Annotated in this window: 20 protein-coding genes; 15 read left to right on the top strand and 5 right to left on the bottom strand. The window is 58.5% G+C overall.

Annotation, left to right across the window (positions count from 1 at the left end; genetic code table 11):
* The first annotated feature begins 77 nt into the window (after positions 1-77).
* From Z947_RS0106305 to trmD, 11 genes are all read left to right on the top strand, one after another.
* Positions 78-560, top strand: a complete 483-nt coding sequence (locus Z947_RS0106305) for a hypothetical protein (protein ID WP_025043464.1) — start codon at positions 78-80, stop codon at positions 558-560.
* A 161-nt stretch (positions 561-721) separates the two neighbouring features.
* Positions 722-2,218 carry a signal recognition particle protein gene (gene ffh, locus Z947_RS0106300; protein ID WP_025043463.1) on the top strand — a complete coding sequence of 499 codons (1,497 nt, stop codon included), beginning with the start codon at positions 722-724 and terminating at the stop codon, positions 2,216-2,218.
* Positions 2,215-2,745 carry a GNAT family N-acetyltransferase gene (locus Z947_RS0106295; RefSeq protein ID WP_025043462.1) on the top strand — a complete coding sequence of 177 codons (531 nt, stop codon included), beginning with the start codon at positions 2,215-2,217 and terminating at the stop codon, positions 2,743-2,745. The genes ffh and Z947_RS0106295 overlap by 4 nt, the downstream gene beginning before the upstream one ends.
* Positions 2,742-3,263, top strand: a complete 522-nt coding sequence (locus Z947_RS0106290; RefSeq protein WP_025043461.1) for a GNAT family N-acetyltransferase — start codon at positions 2,742-2,744, stop codon at positions 3,261-3,263. Before Z947_RS0106295 ends, Z947_RS0106290 begins: the two co-directional genes overlap by 4 nt.
* Entirely contained in the window at positions 3,260-3,556 is a 297-nt protein-coding gene (locus tag Z947_RS0106285) for a chorismate mutase (RefSeq protein ID WP_025043460.1), read from the top strand. Before Z947_RS0106290 ends, Z947_RS0106285 begins: the two co-directional genes overlap by 4 nt.
* 42 nt (positions 3,557-3,598) lie before the next feature.
* Positions 3,599-4,000: a 30S ribosomal protein S16 gene (gene rpsP, locus Z947_RS0106280; protein ID WP_025043459.1), complete on the top strand. Its 402-nt coding sequence runs from the start codon at positions 3,599-3,601 to the stop codon at positions 3,998-4,000.
* A 19-nt stretch (positions 4,001-4,019) separates the two neighbouring features.
* On the top strand, positions 4,020-4,649 hold the full coding sequence (gene bluB / locus Z947_RS0106275) for a 5,6-dimethylbenzimidazole synthase (protein ID WP_025043458.1): 630 nt from the start codon (positions 4,020-4,022) through the stop codon (positions 4,647-4,649).
* Entirely contained in the window at positions 4,649-4,798 is a 150-nt protein-coding gene (locus Z947_RS22215; RefSeq protein WP_169737472.1) for a hypothetical protein, read from the top strand. The genes bluB and Z947_RS22215 overlap by 1 nt, the downstream gene beginning before the upstream one ends.
* Positions 4,795-5,331, top strand: coding sequence for a ribosome maturation factor RimM (rimM, locus tag Z947_RS0106265; RefSeq protein WP_025043457.1), 537 nt, complete (start codon positions 4,795-4,797; stop codon positions 5,329-5,331). The genes Z947_RS22215 and rimM overlap by 4 nt, the downstream gene beginning before the upstream one ends.
* A complete protein-coding gene (locus Z947_RS0106260; RefSeq protein ID WP_025043456.1) occupies positions 5,331-6,122 on the top strand; it encodes a sulfotransferase in 792 nt (263 codons plus the stop codon). Before rimM ends, Z947_RS0106260 begins: the two co-directional genes overlap by 1 nt.
* Positions 6,119-6,907, top strand: coding sequence for a tRNA (guanosine(37)-N1)-methyltransferase TrmD (gene trmD, locus Z947_RS0106255; RefSeq protein WP_025043455.1), 789 nt, complete (start codon positions 6,119-6,121; stop codon positions 6,905-6,907). The genes Z947_RS0106260 and trmD overlap by 4 nt, the downstream gene beginning before the upstream one ends.
* Before the next feature lie 22 nt (positions 6,908-6,929).
* Here trmD and Z947_RS0106250 read toward each other — a convergent pair whose 3' ends face one another.
* The gene (locus Z947_RS0106250; protein ID WP_025043454.1) at positions 6,930-7,181 is read right to left on the bottom strand and encodes an HP1242/YdcH family protein; all 252 of its coding nucleotides are present in this window, start codon (positions 7,179-7,181) and stop codon (positions 6,930-6,932) included.
* A 32-nt stretch (positions 7,182-7,213) separates the two neighbouring features.
* Complete coding sequence (gene ppk2, locus Z947_RS0106245) at positions 7,214-8,083, bottom strand: polyphosphate kinase 2 (protein ID WP_052880644.1); 870 nt, start codon at positions 8,081-8,083, stop codon at positions 7,214-7,216.
* Between the two features lie 338 nt (positions 8,084-8,421).
* On the opposite strand from ppk2, the gene rplS reads away from it, so the two are divergent.
* A complete protein-coding gene (gene rplS / locus Z947_RS0106240; RefSeq protein WP_025043452.1) occupies positions 8,422-8,796 on the top strand; it encodes a 50S ribosomal protein L19 in 375 nt (124 codons plus the stop codon).
* An 11-nt stretch (positions 8,797-8,807) separates the two neighbouring features.
* Positions 8,808-9,029, top strand: coding sequence for a 50S ribosomal protein L31 (rpmE, locus tag Z947_RS0106235; protein WP_025043451.1), 222 nt, complete (start codon positions 8,808-8,810; stop codon positions 9,027-9,029).
* A gap of 135 nt (positions 9,030-9,164) precedes the next feature.
* On the opposite strand, the gene Z947_RS0106230 is transcribed toward rpmE, so the two are convergent.
* A complete protein-coding gene (locus tag Z947_RS0106230; RefSeq protein ID WP_025043450.1) occupies positions 9,165-9,815 on the bottom strand; it encodes an outer membrane protein in 651 nt (216 codons plus the stop codon).
* Between the two features lie 384 nt (positions 9,816-10,199).
* On the opposite strand from Z947_RS0106230, the gene Z947_RS0106220 reads away from it, so the two are divergent.
* Positions 10,200-11,009 (top strand): division plane positioning ATPase MipZ, encoded by an 810-nt coding sequence (locus Z947_RS0106220; RefSeq protein ID WP_025043449.1) that lies wholly within the window; start codon positions 10,200-10,202, stop codon positions 11,007-11,009.
* Between the two features lie 24 nt (positions 11,010-11,033).
* On the opposite strand, the gene Z947_RS0106215 is transcribed toward Z947_RS0106220, so the two are convergent.
* Positions 11,034-11,918: a DMT family transporter gene (locus Z947_RS0106215; RefSeq protein ID WP_025043448.1), complete on the bottom strand. Its 885-nt coding sequence runs from the start codon at positions 11,916-11,918 to the stop codon at positions 11,034-11,036.
* A 26-nt stretch (positions 11,919-11,944) separates the two neighbouring features.
* Positions 11,945-12,394: a MarR family winged helix-turn-helix transcriptional regulator gene (locus Z947_RS0106210; RefSeq protein ID WP_025043447.1), complete on the bottom strand. Its 450-nt coding sequence runs from the start codon at positions 12,392-12,394 to the stop codon at positions 11,945-11,947.
* A 77-nt stretch (positions 12,395-12,471) separates the two neighbouring features.
* On the opposite strand from Z947_RS0106210, the gene hmgA reads away from it, so the two are divergent.
* Positions 12,472-13,842 carry a homogentisate 1,2-dioxygenase gene (hmgA, locus tag Z947_RS0106205; RefSeq protein WP_025043446.1) on the top strand — a complete coding sequence of 457 codons (1,371 nt, stop codon included), beginning with the start codon at positions 12,472-12,474 and terminating at the stop codon, positions 13,840-13,842.
* Positions 13,843-13,860: the final 18 nt, after the last annotated feature.

Below are 13,860 nucleotides of genomic sequence, written 5' to 3'. Positions count from 1 at the left end.
AGCGGCGAAGTTGCGCAAAACGGCTGCAAAACGCGCCCCTTGGTGGTAGGTTTGGTCATCTTTGCAAAAGGTAATTTATGAAAGTCATTCGCGATACGCCCGACCAGTTGATCGTCGAAAACAATCCGATCTGGCTGGCGGTGTTTGTAACCGTGTTCGGGCTGGTCTTTCTGGGCATCGGTCTGGCGGTCGTCAGCACGGAATTGGGTTTGGGGCTGATGTTCATCACCGCAGGACTGGGCATTGCCATCGGGTTCAACATGATCTTTGTCCGCCGCACCCAGTTGATCCTCGACACCGCGCGCAATCTGGTTGAGCTGCGCCGGCGGGGGTGGTTGGGGTATTCCAGCCGGACATGGGAATTGCGATACCTTGAACGCGCCATCGTTGAAACCTCCCGCTCCGGCGACACCGACACCCACCGCGCCGCCCTTGTCATCAGCGACGGTATGGACGCGGGGACACATCCGGTCACGTGGGTGTATTCCAGCGGGCGCGGCGCAGAGCGTGCCATGAACGCCGTCAACGGTTGGCTTGACTCGCATCGCCCTAGCGCCTAAACGCGACCCAATCTCCGGAAGCAGAGTCTTCCGGTCCTTTTGCCATTCGGCAGGGATCGCCCTCAGTCAGCGCGTTGCGCCCACTGGGGCATTTGTGCATTTTCGCGGGCACTCCTATATCAGGGGTATCCCGCAACCGAACCGAGAAAGGGCATCCGCCCATGTTTGAGAACCTCAGCGAACGCCTGTCCGGCGTCTTTGACCGCCTGACCAAACAAGGCGCCTTGTCCGAAGAGGACGTAAAAACCGCCCTGCGCGAAGTGCGCGTCGCCCTGCTTGAGGCTGACGTCTCCCTTCCGGTCGCGCGTGATTTCGTCAAAGCGGTGCAGGAAAAGGCAACCGGCCAAGCGGTCACCAAATCCATCACACCGGGCCAGCAGGTCGTCAAAATCGTGCATGATGCACTGATTGATGTGTTGAGCGGCGAAGGCGAGCCGGGTGCACTGAAGGTCGATAACCCGCCCGCGCCGATCCTGATGGTCGGCCTGCAGGGTGGCGGTAAGACGACAACCACAGCCAAGCTCGCAAAGCGGCTGAAAGAACGGGACGGCAAGCGCGTGCTCATGGCCTCGCTCGACGTGAACCGCCCCGCCGCGATGGAGCAGTTGGCCATCCTTGGTGTGCAAATCGGTGTCGACACCCTGCCTATCATCAAGGGCGAAGATCCCGTGGCCATCACCAAGCGCGCCAAGACCCAAGCGGGCCTTGGTGGCTACGACGTTTACATGCTCGACACCGCCGGTCGCCTTTCGATCGACGAAGAATTGATGCAGCAGGTCGAAGCCGTTCGCGATGTGGTGACACCGCGCGAAACCCTGTTGGTGGTCGATGGCCTGACCGGTCAGGATGCTGTGCATACGGCCGAGAACTTCGACGAACGCATCGGCATCTCCGGCGTGGTCCTCACGCGGATGGACGGTGACGGACGCGGTGGTGCGGCGCTGTCGATGCGCGCAGTAACCGGCAAGCCGATCAAATTCGTCGGCCTTGGCGAAAAGATGGACGCGCTTGAGACGTTCGAGCCCGAGCGTATTGCGGGCCGTATCCTCGGCATGGGCGACATCGTTGCGCTGGTCGAGAAGGCACAGGAAACCATCGAGGCTGAACAAGCCGAAAAGATGATGAAGCGCATGGCGAAGGGTCAGTTCAACATGAACGACCTCAAAATGCAGCTTGAGCAGATGATGAAAATGGGCGGCATGCAAGGTATGATGGGCATGATGCCCGGCATGGGCAAAATGGCCAAACAGGTCGAAGATGCCGGTCTGGACGACAAAGTGCTGCTGCGCCAGATCGCCCTGATCCAGTCCATGACCAAGAAAGAACGCGCCAACCCTGCCCTGCTGCAAGCCAGCCGCAAAAAGCGGATTGCCAAGGGTGCCGGCATGGAGGTTTCAGACCTCAACAAGCTGATGAAAATGCACCGCCAGATGTCCGACATGATGAAGAAGATGGGCAAGATGGGTAAAGGTGGCATGCTCAAGCAAGCCATGAAGGGGATGATGGGCAAAGGCGGGATGGATCCAGCGGCCATGGCTGGTCAGATGGATCCCAAAGCGATGGAAGCGGCGGCCAAAGCCATGGGCGGCAAGCTGCCCGGTATGGGTGGCGGCATGGGTCTGCCTTCGGGCCTTTCGGGTTTTGGTAAAAAGAAGTGAACGGCACCAGCCTTCATATCCCTACGGTCGAGACCGAACGCCTGCGCCTGCGCGCGCCTGTGTGGTCGGACTTTGACGCCTTTGCGGCTTTCCGCATGAGCGACCGCACCAAACATCTGGGCGGGCCTTGCACCCGCACGCAAGCCTTTGACAAGCTGGGCGAGATTGTCGGCCACTGGCATCTGCGCGGCTATGGCCGCTGGATGGTGGCGGATAAAGTGACGGATAAGCCGTTGGGCGTTGTTGGCTGTTTCTATCCCGATGACTGGCCAGAGCCTGAAATCGCATGGTCTGTGTTCGAGCAGGCCGAAGGGCGCGGCATCGCCACGGAAGCGGCGCGTGCTTCTCTCGATTTCGCTTACAACACCTTGGGCTGGACTACTGCAGTCAGCTGCACGACGCCCGAAAATTCCCGCTCCAAGGCACTTGCTTTGCGTCTGGGTGCCACGCAAGAAGAAGACTTTACCACCGTCGATGGCATGGTGCTTGAAGTGTACCGCCACGCCGGACCGGAGGCGCAGGCATGAATGCTATGACCGATCCCATTCCGGTGCTCGACACCCAGCGGCTGACCCTGCGCGCGCCGCGCAAATCCGACCTGCCGACGCTGACCGCTTTCTATGAGACAGAGCGCAGTCATATGGTCGGTGGCCCACGCGATGCGACCGGCAGCTTTAACAGCCTTGCCTCGCGCATCGGGCATTGGGCGATCTACGGTTTTGGCCTTTGGCACATCGACGACCGCAAGACGGGTGACTTTCTGGGATGGACCGGTTTCCTGAACCCGCCATCATGGGACGAACCGGAACTGGGCTGGACGCTCTTCGCGCATGCCGAAGGCAAAGGGTACGCTTTTGAAGCCGCGCGCGCAGCGCGGGCTTATGGTGCCGAGCATCTGAAACTGGACGGCGTGATCAGCTACATCCGCGCCGACAACACCCGCTCTGCAGCGCTGGCCGAAAAGCTGGGCGCGACGTTTGAGCGCGAGGGCGAAGTTATGGGCACACCCTGCCACATCTGGCGCCACCCGAAGGAGGCCACATGACCGATACTGTAAAACTTGCCGCAGAGGTTCTGAAAGAACACCGCGCGTCCATCGACCGTCTGGATGCGATCCTTGTCTATACACTGGGCGAGCGGTTCAAACACACACAGGCTGTGGGGAAACTCAAAGCCGAACACGACCTTCCCCCGTCCGACCCGAACCGCGAAGCGGATCAGATTGCACGGCTTGAAGATTTGGCGAACCGGGCCGATCTGGACCCCGAATTTGCCAAGAAGTTTCTCAACTTCATCATCGCTGAAGTCATTCAGCACCACAAACAACATCAATCCTGAAAACGGGGCGCTGCCCCAAACTAACCCAAAGGAACTAACACCATGGCTATGAAAATTCGTCTCGCCCGCGGCGGCTCAAAGAAACGCCCCTTCTACCGTATCGTTGCAGCAGACAGCCGCATGCCACGCGATGGCCGTTTCATCGAAAAGCTGGGCACCTATAACCCGCTGCTGCCTAAAGACAGCGAAGAGCGCGTCAAAATGGACGTCGAAAAAGTTAAAGAGTGGATAGCCAAAGGCGCGCAGCCCACAGACCGTGTGCGCCGCATGCTGGAAGCCGCAGGCGCACTGCCCAAGACAGAGCGTAACAACCCGAACAAAGGCACACCGGGCAAGAAAGCCCAGGAGCGCGTTCAGGAGAAAGCCGACAAGGCCGCAGCAGCAGCAGAAGCCGCCGCAGCACCAGCCGAAGAAGCCCCCGCAGAAGACGCGGCAGCTGAGTAAGCAAAACAGGCAGCCCGGCATGGACACGTTTACAGACGCATTCCGTGCCGGGTTGCACGATTTGATGCGGTGGCGGCGCGATGTGCGCCAATTCCGCACCGATCCGGTGGACGAGGCACTGCTGCGCCAGTGTCTCGACACCTTTTCCCTCGCCCCTTCCGTTGGTCTGTCCGAGCCATGGCGTATCGTGCGCGTCACCTCGCCCGAAGCCCGGGCCAAGGCGATATCAAATTTCGAAGACAGCAATGCGCAGGCCCTCACGGGCTATGGCGGCGATCAAGCCAAGCTTTACGCGTCACTAAAGCTGTCCGGTATGAAAGAAGCGCCCCAACATCTGGCGGTCTATTGCGACGACACCACAGAAAAAGGCGCGGGGCTGGGTGTTGCCAGCATGCCCGAAATGCGACGCTATTCCGTCGTCGGTGCCATCACACTGATGTGGCTGACCGCGCGCAGTCTCGGGCTGGGTGTGGGATGGGTGTCGGTCCTTGACCCGACCCGTTTGAACGCCGATCTTGATGTACCGGAGGGGTGGTCGCTGGTGGCTTATCTGTGCATCGGCTGGCCACAGCAGAATACGTTAACCCCTGAACTGGAAACCAAAGGCTGGGAGGTCCGCGCCCCCGACCTGCATATTGAGAACCGCTGATGTTTCGTTTAATCCTGCCTGTGCTGACACTTGTCCTCGGCTTTGCGTTTGGGGTCTGGTACGACCGTCAGCAAATGTCGGTTGAATGCGCCAACGGCGAAGGCGAATGGACTGGCACAATCTGTGTAAACTCGGAGCTTTTGCAATGACCGATCTGATCCCTGTCGGCGCCATCGCCGGTGCCTATGGCGTGCGTGGTGAACTGCGTATCAAAAGCTACTGCGCTGTGCCCGAAGACATCGAAAACTACAGCCCGCTGTGGACCGAAGGCCGGACAAAACAGATTTCGCTGGCCATTCTGCGACCGATCAAAAACGGGTTCTCTGCCCGCATCCCCGATGTCGCTTCCAAGGAAGAGGCGGATGCGATGCGCGGCACCGTGCTTTATGCCGAGCGCGGCCAGTTGCCCTCTCTGCCGGATGATGAATTTTACTATGCCGACCTGATCGGGGTCGAGGTATATGACACCGGCGGTGCCCTGCTCGGACGTGTGAAAACCGTGAACAACCACGGGGCTGACGACCTCCTGGAATTGCAACTTGCGGGCAAGACCGACACCGTGTTCCTGCCCTTTACCAAGGCCGCCGTTCCCACCGTCGATCTGGCCGCAGGACGCATTGTGGCGGACCCGCCGCTGGGTATCCTGCCTGACAGCCAGACGCCAGAAAGCACCGCCGACTGATGCCGCGCCGCATTATCCTTCATGCGGGTTTTCACAAAACGGGCACGTCCAGCCTTCAGGCAACCCTGCGCGAGAACCGCGTGGCATTGAAGAAACAGGTCGCGCTGCGCCTGCGCTGGCATCTCAAGGATATTGTCGCCGCGGCGCGGGGCTATTCCACCGACAAGGATCCGCTGACCCTGATCAAGGTGCAAACGCGTTTTGGCGAGATGGTGAATGCCATTCCCGGCATGCCGCGCCGTACGCTGATTATTTCTGCCGAAGAACTCAGTGGCCATATGCCGGGACGCGGGGCGCTGGCCGATTATTCCGCGGCGCCCGTGTTGCTATATGCCTATTGGGAAATTCTGCGCAACGCCTATCCCGAGGCCGAAATCCTGATCTATCTTACCACCCGCGCCCCCGAGGCATGGCTTGCCTCAGCCTATTGGGAGCATGTGAAATCTTCCGGTATGACGCTGAATTACGACGTGTTCGAACACACCTATGCCTATGGTGCCAACCTCGACGCGATGGTCGCCGAAATCGCCAGCCGCGTGCCGGCCGAGGTTGTCGCGCAGCCGCTCGAAGCCTGTGTAGACCTGCCGCTTGGGCCTGCCGACCCTTTGTTGGATCGCTGCGAAATTCCCTTGTCCCTGCGCCCCTCGCTGGTTGCAGTGCCACCGGCCAATCGCCGCCATCCGCAGGACATTCTGGATGCGATGTTAGACGCGAACCGAACCCATACCGATGCTGGCGCGCGCAATGCGGCCAAAAAGGCGATTCTGAAAGAGGCAGGGCTGGACCAATGAAACCCACACGTTCGCATGGCCGCCAATCGGTCAGCGCCTCGTTGAAACCCCGCGAGCTGATGCAGGACAAACCCGCCTACCGCGACGTCTGGCAGGCGCGTATCGTAACGCTGTTTCCCGATCTGTTCCCCGGCGTTCTGGGCGCAAGCCTGACCGGCAAGGCGCTACAGGACGGGTTGTGGCAACTGCACACCCATGATCTGCGCCGGTTCGGCATTGGCAAACACCGCAACGTTGATGACACACCCGCAGGGGGCGGCGCCGGTATGGTGATGCGCGCGGACGTGGTCGGCCCTGCAATTGAGACGGCGCAGCAGGGCAGCCATGGCCGCTGGCCGATCCTGTATATGTCACCGCGCGGACGCCGGTTTGATCAGGCGATGGCAGCCGATCTGGCAACCTGTTCCGGCGTGACGATGCTGTGTGGCCGGTTCGAGGGTGTTGATGAACGGGTGATCGAACACTACGGCATTACCGAAGTTTCGCTTGGGGATTTCGTGATGACAGGCGGCGAACTGGCCGCACAAGCCATGATCGACGCCACTGTGCGCTTGCTGCCCGGTGTGCTGGGAAATGCCGCGAGTACGGTCGAGGAAAGCCATTCCAACGGGCTGCTGGAGCACCCGCAATACACCCGCCCGGCCACGTGGGAAGGCCATGACATCCCGTCCGTGTTGATGTCTGGCAACCACAAAGAGATTGCCAAATGGCGCGCCGCGCAGTCGCGGGAGTTGACCCGCGCGCGACGCCCCGATTTGCTACCCCCAGAGGAAGACGCGGGTTAAGCGCCGCCCTCTGGGGAGATCATCACGCAGACGCTGTTTGCGCTTTGACGTAGGCATAAATCTCGTCTTTCAGCGCCATGCGTTGCTTGCGCATGCCGACCATGTTGTCGTCACTTGTTGGCTCCACATCGGTTTCTGCACGGTGCAGCGCCCGATTAAGCGCGTGATACTCATCAGAAAGCTTGGCAAAATGACCATCTGACTGGCGCAAGGCGGCCATCTGATCTGCCATTTCAGGAAATTCTTCGGCCAGTTCATGTGGGGTGTGGGACATATCGGTTCTCCTTGGGGATTGTTGGTTCGGGTTCAGGCTGTGCGGCCTTGCGGATGCAAGGACGACGCAAGAATATGATCGCTGTTGTTCAACACCGCTTCTGCCTGATGAAAAATCAACGGGTCAGGCGGTGTGGCGACAGCAAGGTTTTTGTCAGGGTAGTCAAGCTGCGCCAGAAAATGCCGCATGCAGGTCAGCCGCGCGCGCTTTTTGTCGTTGGAGCGGATCACCGTCCAAGGCGCATCTGCCGTGTCAGTGTAGAAAAACATCGCCTCTTTGGCTTCGGTATAATCGTCCCATTTATCAAGGCTGGCACGATCAATGGGGGACAGTTTCCACTGCTTTAACGGATCGGTTTCACGGCTCGCAAAACGCGCTTTCTGTTCATCTTGCGTGACTGAAAACCAATATTTAAAAAGTTTGATGCCGGAGCGCACCAGCATCCGTTCGAATTCCGGCGTCTGGCGCATGAATTCCAAGTATTCAGTAGGCGCGCAAAAGTTCATCACCCGTTCGACACCAGCGCGATTATACCACGAACGGTCATACAGAACCATTTCGCCCGCTGTTGGCAAATGTTTGATATAACGTTGAAAATACCACTGTCCGCGTTCTTCATCACTGGGCTTGTTCAACGCAACGACACGCGCCTCGCGCGGATTGAGGTGTTCGGTGAACCGTTTGATCGTGCCCCCCTTGCCCGCCGCATCACGCCCCTCAAACAACAGAATAAACTTTTGGCCGGTCTCCTGCACCCAGTGCTGAACCTTTAAAAGCTCGACCTGAAGCGCGGCCTTCTCCGCCTCATATGTCCTGCGGTCCAACTTGGTGGCATAGGGGTATCGACCCTGTTCAAACCCCAGAATCGCATCGGCCTTGCCACCCTCTGGCTCCGGTTTCATGGTTGTGGCATTTGTCGGCATATTAATCCCCTCTGCGTCAAATTCGTCTGGCGATCCGACCATAAGAAACCGCACCGGCGCTTGCCTTGACGTGGATCAACCGAAAGCCGCAATCCCCTTGATTTGCTCTCTTGATCCGCGTCCGGCTCCGGCCTATACCGCGCACAACTGGAATCGCTTTCTTGCGGCTCCGGTGCTTTGCGTTTTGCGCAATGGAAACAAGGAAAGATGATGCACTCTCCGGTGGGCCCCTGCGGGCAGCCCAGCAGAACAGACCGGAGCTCTGATCGCGTAACAATATTCGTGGAACACCACGATCATCATAGGAGAAGCGTCAGATGAACCTGATCGCAGAAATCGAGGCGGAACAGATCGCCGAACTTGCCAAGGAAATCCCTGATTTCCGCGCCGGTGACACCGTCCGCGTCGGCTTTAAAGTGACCGAAGGTACACGTACCCGCGTCCAGAACTACGAAGGCGTTTGCATCGCACGCAACAACGGCCACGGCATCGCCGGTTCGTTCACCGTGCGTAAAATCAGCTTCGGCGAGGGTGTTGAGCGCGTATTCCCGCTGCACTCCACCAACATCGACAGCATCACCGTGGTCCGTCGTGGCCGTGTGCGTCGCGCCAAACTGTATTACTTGCGTTCACGTCGTGGTAAATCCGCGCGTATCGTCGAGAATTCCAACTACAAGCCGAAAAAAGCGTAAGGGGCGGACCGATGAAAGCCGATACACATCCCGAATATCACACGATCAACGTCAAAATGACCGACGGTTCCATCGTGGAAATGAAATCAACATGGGGCAAAGAAGGCGACCAGCTGGCGCTTGATATTGACCCTTCCGTGCACCCTGCATGGACGGGCGGCACAAGCCGCTTGATGGACACCGGTGGCCGCGTGTCCAAGTTCAAGAACAAATACGCAGGTCTGTCGCTGTAAGCGAATTTGGACTGCATTTTAGTGGGGTCCGCTGGTGGTTTCTAACCAGTTCAGGGGGGCCGACGAAAACAATAAGGGGCGCAAAGCATATTGCTTTGCGCCCCATTTTCGTAGCACCCAAACGGGTGGGTCAGATCAGAACTTATAAGACATTTTGACCTGAACAGTTGTTGCATCCGCGCTCAGGTCCAGACCATCGAAGTCATCACCAAAGTCGTGATACAGAACTTCGCCACCCAGAACGACGTTTTCGGACACCAGATAATCAACACCAAAGCCCGCGACATAACCGTTCTCGGAGAAGTCATTGCCGCCGATGGTTGCATCGGCTTTTGCGGCACCCAAGACACCGTAAACCAGCGTGTCGCCCATGTCGTAGCCCAGTTTCAGCTTCGCACGCGCAACGGAGTCAAGCTCGCCCACCGAGCCGATATCGATGTTCGCAGCGTTGTAATCCAGTTCAGCGCCGGCGACGTAGTTACCAAAGTCCCACATGTACCCCAGATGCGCACCACCGATGGCACCATTGCCGTCCAGACCGCCCCCAAAGGCGAATGTTTCGTCGTCACCGTCCACATCGCCGTCGCCGTCGCGGTCAATCTGGTTTGCAACATTCAGGTTACCATACCCCAGCTGGATACCGGCGTAGGCACCGGTCCAATCGGCAGAGGCAACCTGCGGTGTCAGGACCGGTGGTGTAACGACCGGTTCCGCAAGGCTGCCCGCAAATGCGGTACCTGCGCCGGCGAAGAGAGTAAGAGCAGTTGTTGTGACAAGACGTTTCATGTTGTTTCCTTTCGGGTAAGCCATTGAATTGGCATCACTTGATGTGTGATGAGCTAACTACGATCATCGCCATTTCGAGGGGTGGTGGGCGAAAATGACTTGCAGGGAATGCCCGTTGTGGCACCCACGTCGCACCCTGAAAAACCGGCAACTTTTAGCGCAAAAATAGTTCAGCAATTTCAGACACCTGCGCCATCATCGGCAAACCACTGCCAAAACCCCCCAAAAGCCGGCCGAAAAAATATCCAACGATGGAACCATTTTCGGATCGCAATACAGAGAGTGATAGAGGCGTCGCACCCACTTCCCAAACCCGCAAACCCCACATATAGTGGCCTTCAACAATATCCTGCATAAACCGCAGGCGGGCAGAGGGACGCACATATGGCGCATATCATCGTCGTCGGAAACGAAAAGGGCGGCGCGGGGAAATCCACCGTTTCCATGCACCTTGCGACAGCGCTTGCGCGGATGGGACATCGGGTGAGCGGCCTTGATCTTGACCTGCGTCAGCGTACCTTCGGGCGTTATGTCGACAACCGGAACGCCTTTCTAAAGCAGGCCAAGCTGGACCTGCCCAGCCCGTCGCTCTGTGAACTTCCCGAGATCGAAGCGGACAGCCTCAAGCCCGGCGAAAACGTCTATGACCACCGGCTCAGCGCCGCTGTGGCCTCGATGGAGCCGAACAACGACTTTATCCTGATCGATTGTCCGGGTTCACACACGCGTCTGTCACAGGTTGCGCATTCGCTGGCCGACACGCTGGTGACACCGCTAAATGACAGCTTTGTTGATTTCGACCTGCTGGCGCACACCGATGCCATGGGGGACAAGATCACCGGTCCTTCCGTCTATTCCGAAATGGTCTGGACCGCGCGGCAGCTGCGTGCGCAGGCCGGGCTGGCACCGATTGACTGGGTCGTGGTGCGCAACCGCATGGGCGCACAGCGGATGGTCAACAAGGACAAGATGGAACGGGCGATCAAGAACCTGTCCAAGCGCATCGGCTTCCGCGTCGCACCGGGCTTTAACGAACGCGTGATCTTTCGCGAACTCTTCCCGCGCGGGCTGACTTTGCTGGACCTCAAGGACATCGGGGTCAAACAGTTGAACATTTCCAATGTCGCGGCACGTCAGGAATTGCGCGACTTGATCAAGGCGTTGAACCTGCCCGGTGTCACTGCAGATTTCTAACCGCGGTTGCCGCAGCGCAGGTCTTTAGGGTGCAGAGGTTCGCGGGCGGGCTGCACGTTGGCGCATCAGCAATACGATGTTGGAAACCAGCAGCGCGCTGATCACAATACCACCGCCGATCAACGCATAAGGGCCCGGGTTTTCGCCGACCACCGCCCATGCCAAGAGCGGGGCAAGCACGGATTCCAACAGCACCAGCAATCCCACCTCTGCCGAGGTAATGAACCGCGGCCCGATGGCCAGCAAAACCGAGCTGGCCAGAATAACCGCCCCATGCCCCAACACCAGCGGGGCCTGATCTAACGGCATCGACAGTGGGTCAGCAAACGGCGCGATTACACAAGCCGCCAGCGTGTATCCCATCGCTACACCGGGTACCATCGACACGGCCCGCGCACGCCGCGCCGCCGTCAAAGCAGCCGCGAACAGGGCTGAAACGCTGAGCGCCAATAGATCACCGGCAAGGCTGGCATTCTGGGTTTCACCCGAGCCGTAGGCGATGATTGCAAGCCCCGGCACCACGGCGGCAATGGTCAGCCAGGTACGCGCGCCAAAAGGTTCGGCCAGAAAGACACGGCTCATCAGCGATGCAAAAATCGGCAGAGAAGCGATGATAAACACCACATTGGCCACGGAGGTCAGGCTGACCGCCACCACGAACAGCACCCCGCTGGCCCCGATCCCGATCATATAGATCAGCCCAAAACGACCGCTCCGCAGCACCGCACGAAAGGGGGCCAGCCCCGCCGTCGCAGCGATCCAAAGCGCGGAAATTCCGCCCGCCAACAGCAAGCGCCAAAAGGCAATCGTCAGGGGGTCCGCTGCAATCAGACGCACGAACAGCGAATCCGGCACCACAAAAAGGACACCGAACAGCGTAATCAACAGACCTTTGGCTTGATCATTCATACTCAATCCGTGACGCGAATGATCACCTAAGTAAAGTCGCGCGGTCCGTCAGCACTGAGTTTGTTCAATGCGCGGCGCAAAACCTCGACCTCCTCCGGCTCCAACTGTTTCAGCAGGCTTTGCTCGTATCGCTCGGCCACGCGGCGCAGATCATCATAAGCCGCCTGCCCCTGCGCCGTCAGAGTCAGATAGGTCACGCGCCGGTCGGCGCTGTTCATCGCACGCTGCACAAACCGCCGCTCTGTCAGGCGCTGCACGGCGCGGCTGATCTTGGTTTTGTGGGTTTTGGCACGCTGGCCAATTTCGCTGGCCGTCAACTGCCCGTAGAGCCCCAGATGAAACAACACCCGCCACTCGGTCCGCAACATCCCGTAGCGGTCTTTGTAAAATTGCTGGAATGTCAGGGAACTGACCTCCGCCGCCTGATTTAGCAGATACGGCAGAAAATTTTGCAGCTCGAAATCACTTTGCGTCATCGGAAGCCTGTTGTTGGTTACAAAAACAACCATTACATATGCAACTGAGTCTGAAAAGAGGACGCAGGGAGCAAAAGATGAGCCATCCGTCGACCACGACCAGCCCGACCGGTCTGACAACCGCCGCACCCCCGATGGGCACGCACGCCGGTTATATGCCCGGTTTTGGTAATGATTTTGAAACCGAAGCGCTGCCCGGTGCCTTGCCGCAGGGTATGAATTCACCGCAAAAGGTGAATTACGGGCTTTATGGCGAACAACTCTCCGGCACCGCATTCACTGCGCCCTCGCATCAAAACGAACGTACATGGTGCTACCGCATCCGCCCGTCGGTTAAACACTCGCACCGCTACGAACGGATCGCCCTGCCCTATTGGAAATCCGCGCCGCATATCCCCGATGATGTGACCAGCCTTGGCCAATACCGCTGGGACCCGCTGCCGCATGGCGATGCCCCGCTGACATGGCTGACCGGCATGCGCACGATGACCACTGCGGGGGATGTGAACACACAGGTGGGCATGGCCAGCCATATCTATCTGGTCACTGAAAGCATGGTCGACAGCTATTTCTATTCGGCAGACTCCGAATTGCTGGTGGTGCCACAAGAAGGCCGGTTGCGGTTTTGCACCGAACTGGGCGTGATTGATCTGGAGCCCAAGGAAATCGCGATCCTACCGCGGGGATTGCTTTACCGCGTCGAAGTTCTTGACGGGCCTGCACGCGGGTTCGTTTGCGAAAACTATGGTCAGAAATTCGAACTGCCCGGGCGCGGTCCCATCGGTGCAAACTGCATGGCAAACCGGCGCGATTTCAAAACACCCGTGGCCGCGTTCGAGGACCGCGAAACGCCGTCCACCGTGACCATCAAATGGTGCGGCCAGTTTCACGAAACCCACATCGGGCATTCGCCCCTCGACGTGGTCGCATGGCACGGTAATTACGCGCCGGTGAAATATGATCTGCGCACCTATTGCCCGGTCGGCGCGATCCTGTTCGATCACCCTGATCCGTCGATCTTTACCGTGCTGACCGCCGCATCAGGCGTGGAAGGCACCGCAAACATCGACTTTGTTTTGTTTCGCGAACGCTGGATGGTGGCCGAAGATACCTTTCGCCCGCCGTGGTACCACAAGAACGTCATGTCCGAACTCATGGGCAACATCTATGGCCAGTATGACGCCAAACCAAAGGGGTTCATCCCCGGCGGCATGTCCCTGCACAACATGATGCTGCCCCACGGGCCGGATAAAAACGCCTTTGAAGGCGCATCGAACGCGGATCTCAAGGCGGAAAAGCTCGACAATACCATGAGCTTCATGTTCGAAACCCGTTTCCCCCAGCACCTGACCGAATTCGCAGCCAAAGAAGCGCCGCTTCAGGACGATTATATCGACTGCTGGAGCGACATCGAAAAGAAATTCGACGGCACGCCGGGTAAGAAGTAAGGGTTGATGGCTGGAAAA

Source organism: Sulfitobacter geojensis, from assembly GCF_000622325.1.
GTDB classification, from domain to species: Bacteria; Pseudomonadota; Alphaproteobacteria; order Rhodobacterales; family Rhodobacteraceae; genus Sulfitobacter; species Sulfitobacter geojensis.
Note: the sequence above shows the minus strand (reverse complement) of the source record. Positions and strands in the feature narration are given on the sequence as shown.

Bases quoted from the DNA above. Each gene is read 5' to 3' on its own strand.
- Z947_RS0106305 (WP_025043464.1), top strand. From the start codon at position 78: ATGAAAGTCATTCGCGATACGCCCGACCAGTTGATCGTCGAAAACAAT.
- ffh (WP_025043463.1), top strand. From the start codon at position 722: ATGTTTGAGAACCTCAGCGAACGCCTGTCCGGCGTCTTTGACCGCCTG.
- Z947_RS0106290 (WP_025043461.1), top strand. From the start codon at position 2,742: ATGAATGCTATGACCGATCCCATTCCGGTGCTCGACACCCAGCGGCTG.
- Z947_RS0106285 (WP_025043460.1), top strand. From the start codon at position 3,260: ATGACCGATACTGTAAAACTTGCCGCAGAGGTTCTGAAAGAACACCGC.
- rpsP (WP_025043459.1), top strand. From the start codon at position 3,599: ATGGCTATGAAAATTCGTCTCGCCCGCGGCGGCTCAAAGAAACGCCCC.
- bluB (WP_025043458.1), top strand. From the start codon at position 4,020: ATGGACACGTTTACAGACGCATTCCGTGCCGGGTTGCACGATTTGATG.
- Z947_RS22215 (WP_169737472.1), top strand. From the start codon at position 4,649: ATGTTTCGTTTAATCCTGCCTGTGCTGACACTTGTCCTCGGCTTTGCG.
- rimM (WP_025043457.1), top strand. From the start codon at position 4,795: ATGACCGATCTGATCCCTGTCGGCGCCATCGCCGGTGCCTATGGCGTG.
- Z947_RS0106260 (WP_025043456.1), top strand. From the start codon at position 5,331: ATGCCGCGCCGCATTATCCTTCATGCGGGTTTTCACAAAACGGGCACG.
- trmD (WP_025043455.1), top strand. From the start codon at position 6,119: ATGAAACCCACACGTTCGCATGGCCGCCAATCGGTCAGCGCCTCGTTG.
- Z947_RS0106250 (WP_025043454.1), bottom strand. From the start codon at position 7,181: ATGTCCCACACCCCACATGAACTGGCCGAAGAATTTCCTGAAATGGCA.
- ppk2 (WP_052880644.1), bottom strand. From the start codon at position 8,083: ATGAAACCGGAGCCAGAGGGTGGCAAGGCCGATGCGATTCTGGGGTTT.
- rplS (WP_025043452.1), top strand. From the start codon at position 8,422: ATGAACCTGATCGCAGAAATCGAGGCGGAACAGATCGCCGAACTTGCC.
- rpmE (WP_025043451.1), top strand. From the start codon at position 8,808: ATGAAAGCCGATACACATCCCGAATATCACACGATCAACGTCAAAATG.
- Z947_RS0106230 (WP_025043450.1), bottom strand. From the start codon at position 9,815: ATGAAACGTCTTGTCACAACAACTGCTCTTACTCTCTTCGCCGGCGCA.
- Z947_RS0106220 (WP_025043449.1), top strand. From the start codon at position 10,200: ATGGCGCATATCATCGTCGTCGGAAACGAAAAGGGCGGCGCGGGGAAA.
- Z947_RS0106215 (WP_025043448.1), bottom strand. From the start codon at position 11,918: ATGAATGATCAAGCCAAAGGTCTGTTGATTACGCTGTTCGGTGTCCTT.
- Z947_RS0106210 (WP_025043447.1), bottom strand. From the start codon at position 12,394: ATGACGCAAAGTGATTTCGAGCTGCAAAATTTTCTGCCGTATCTGCTA.
- hmgA (WP_025043446.1), top strand. From the start codon at position 12,472: ATGAGCCATCCGTCGACCACGACCAGCCCGACCGGTCTGACAACCGCC.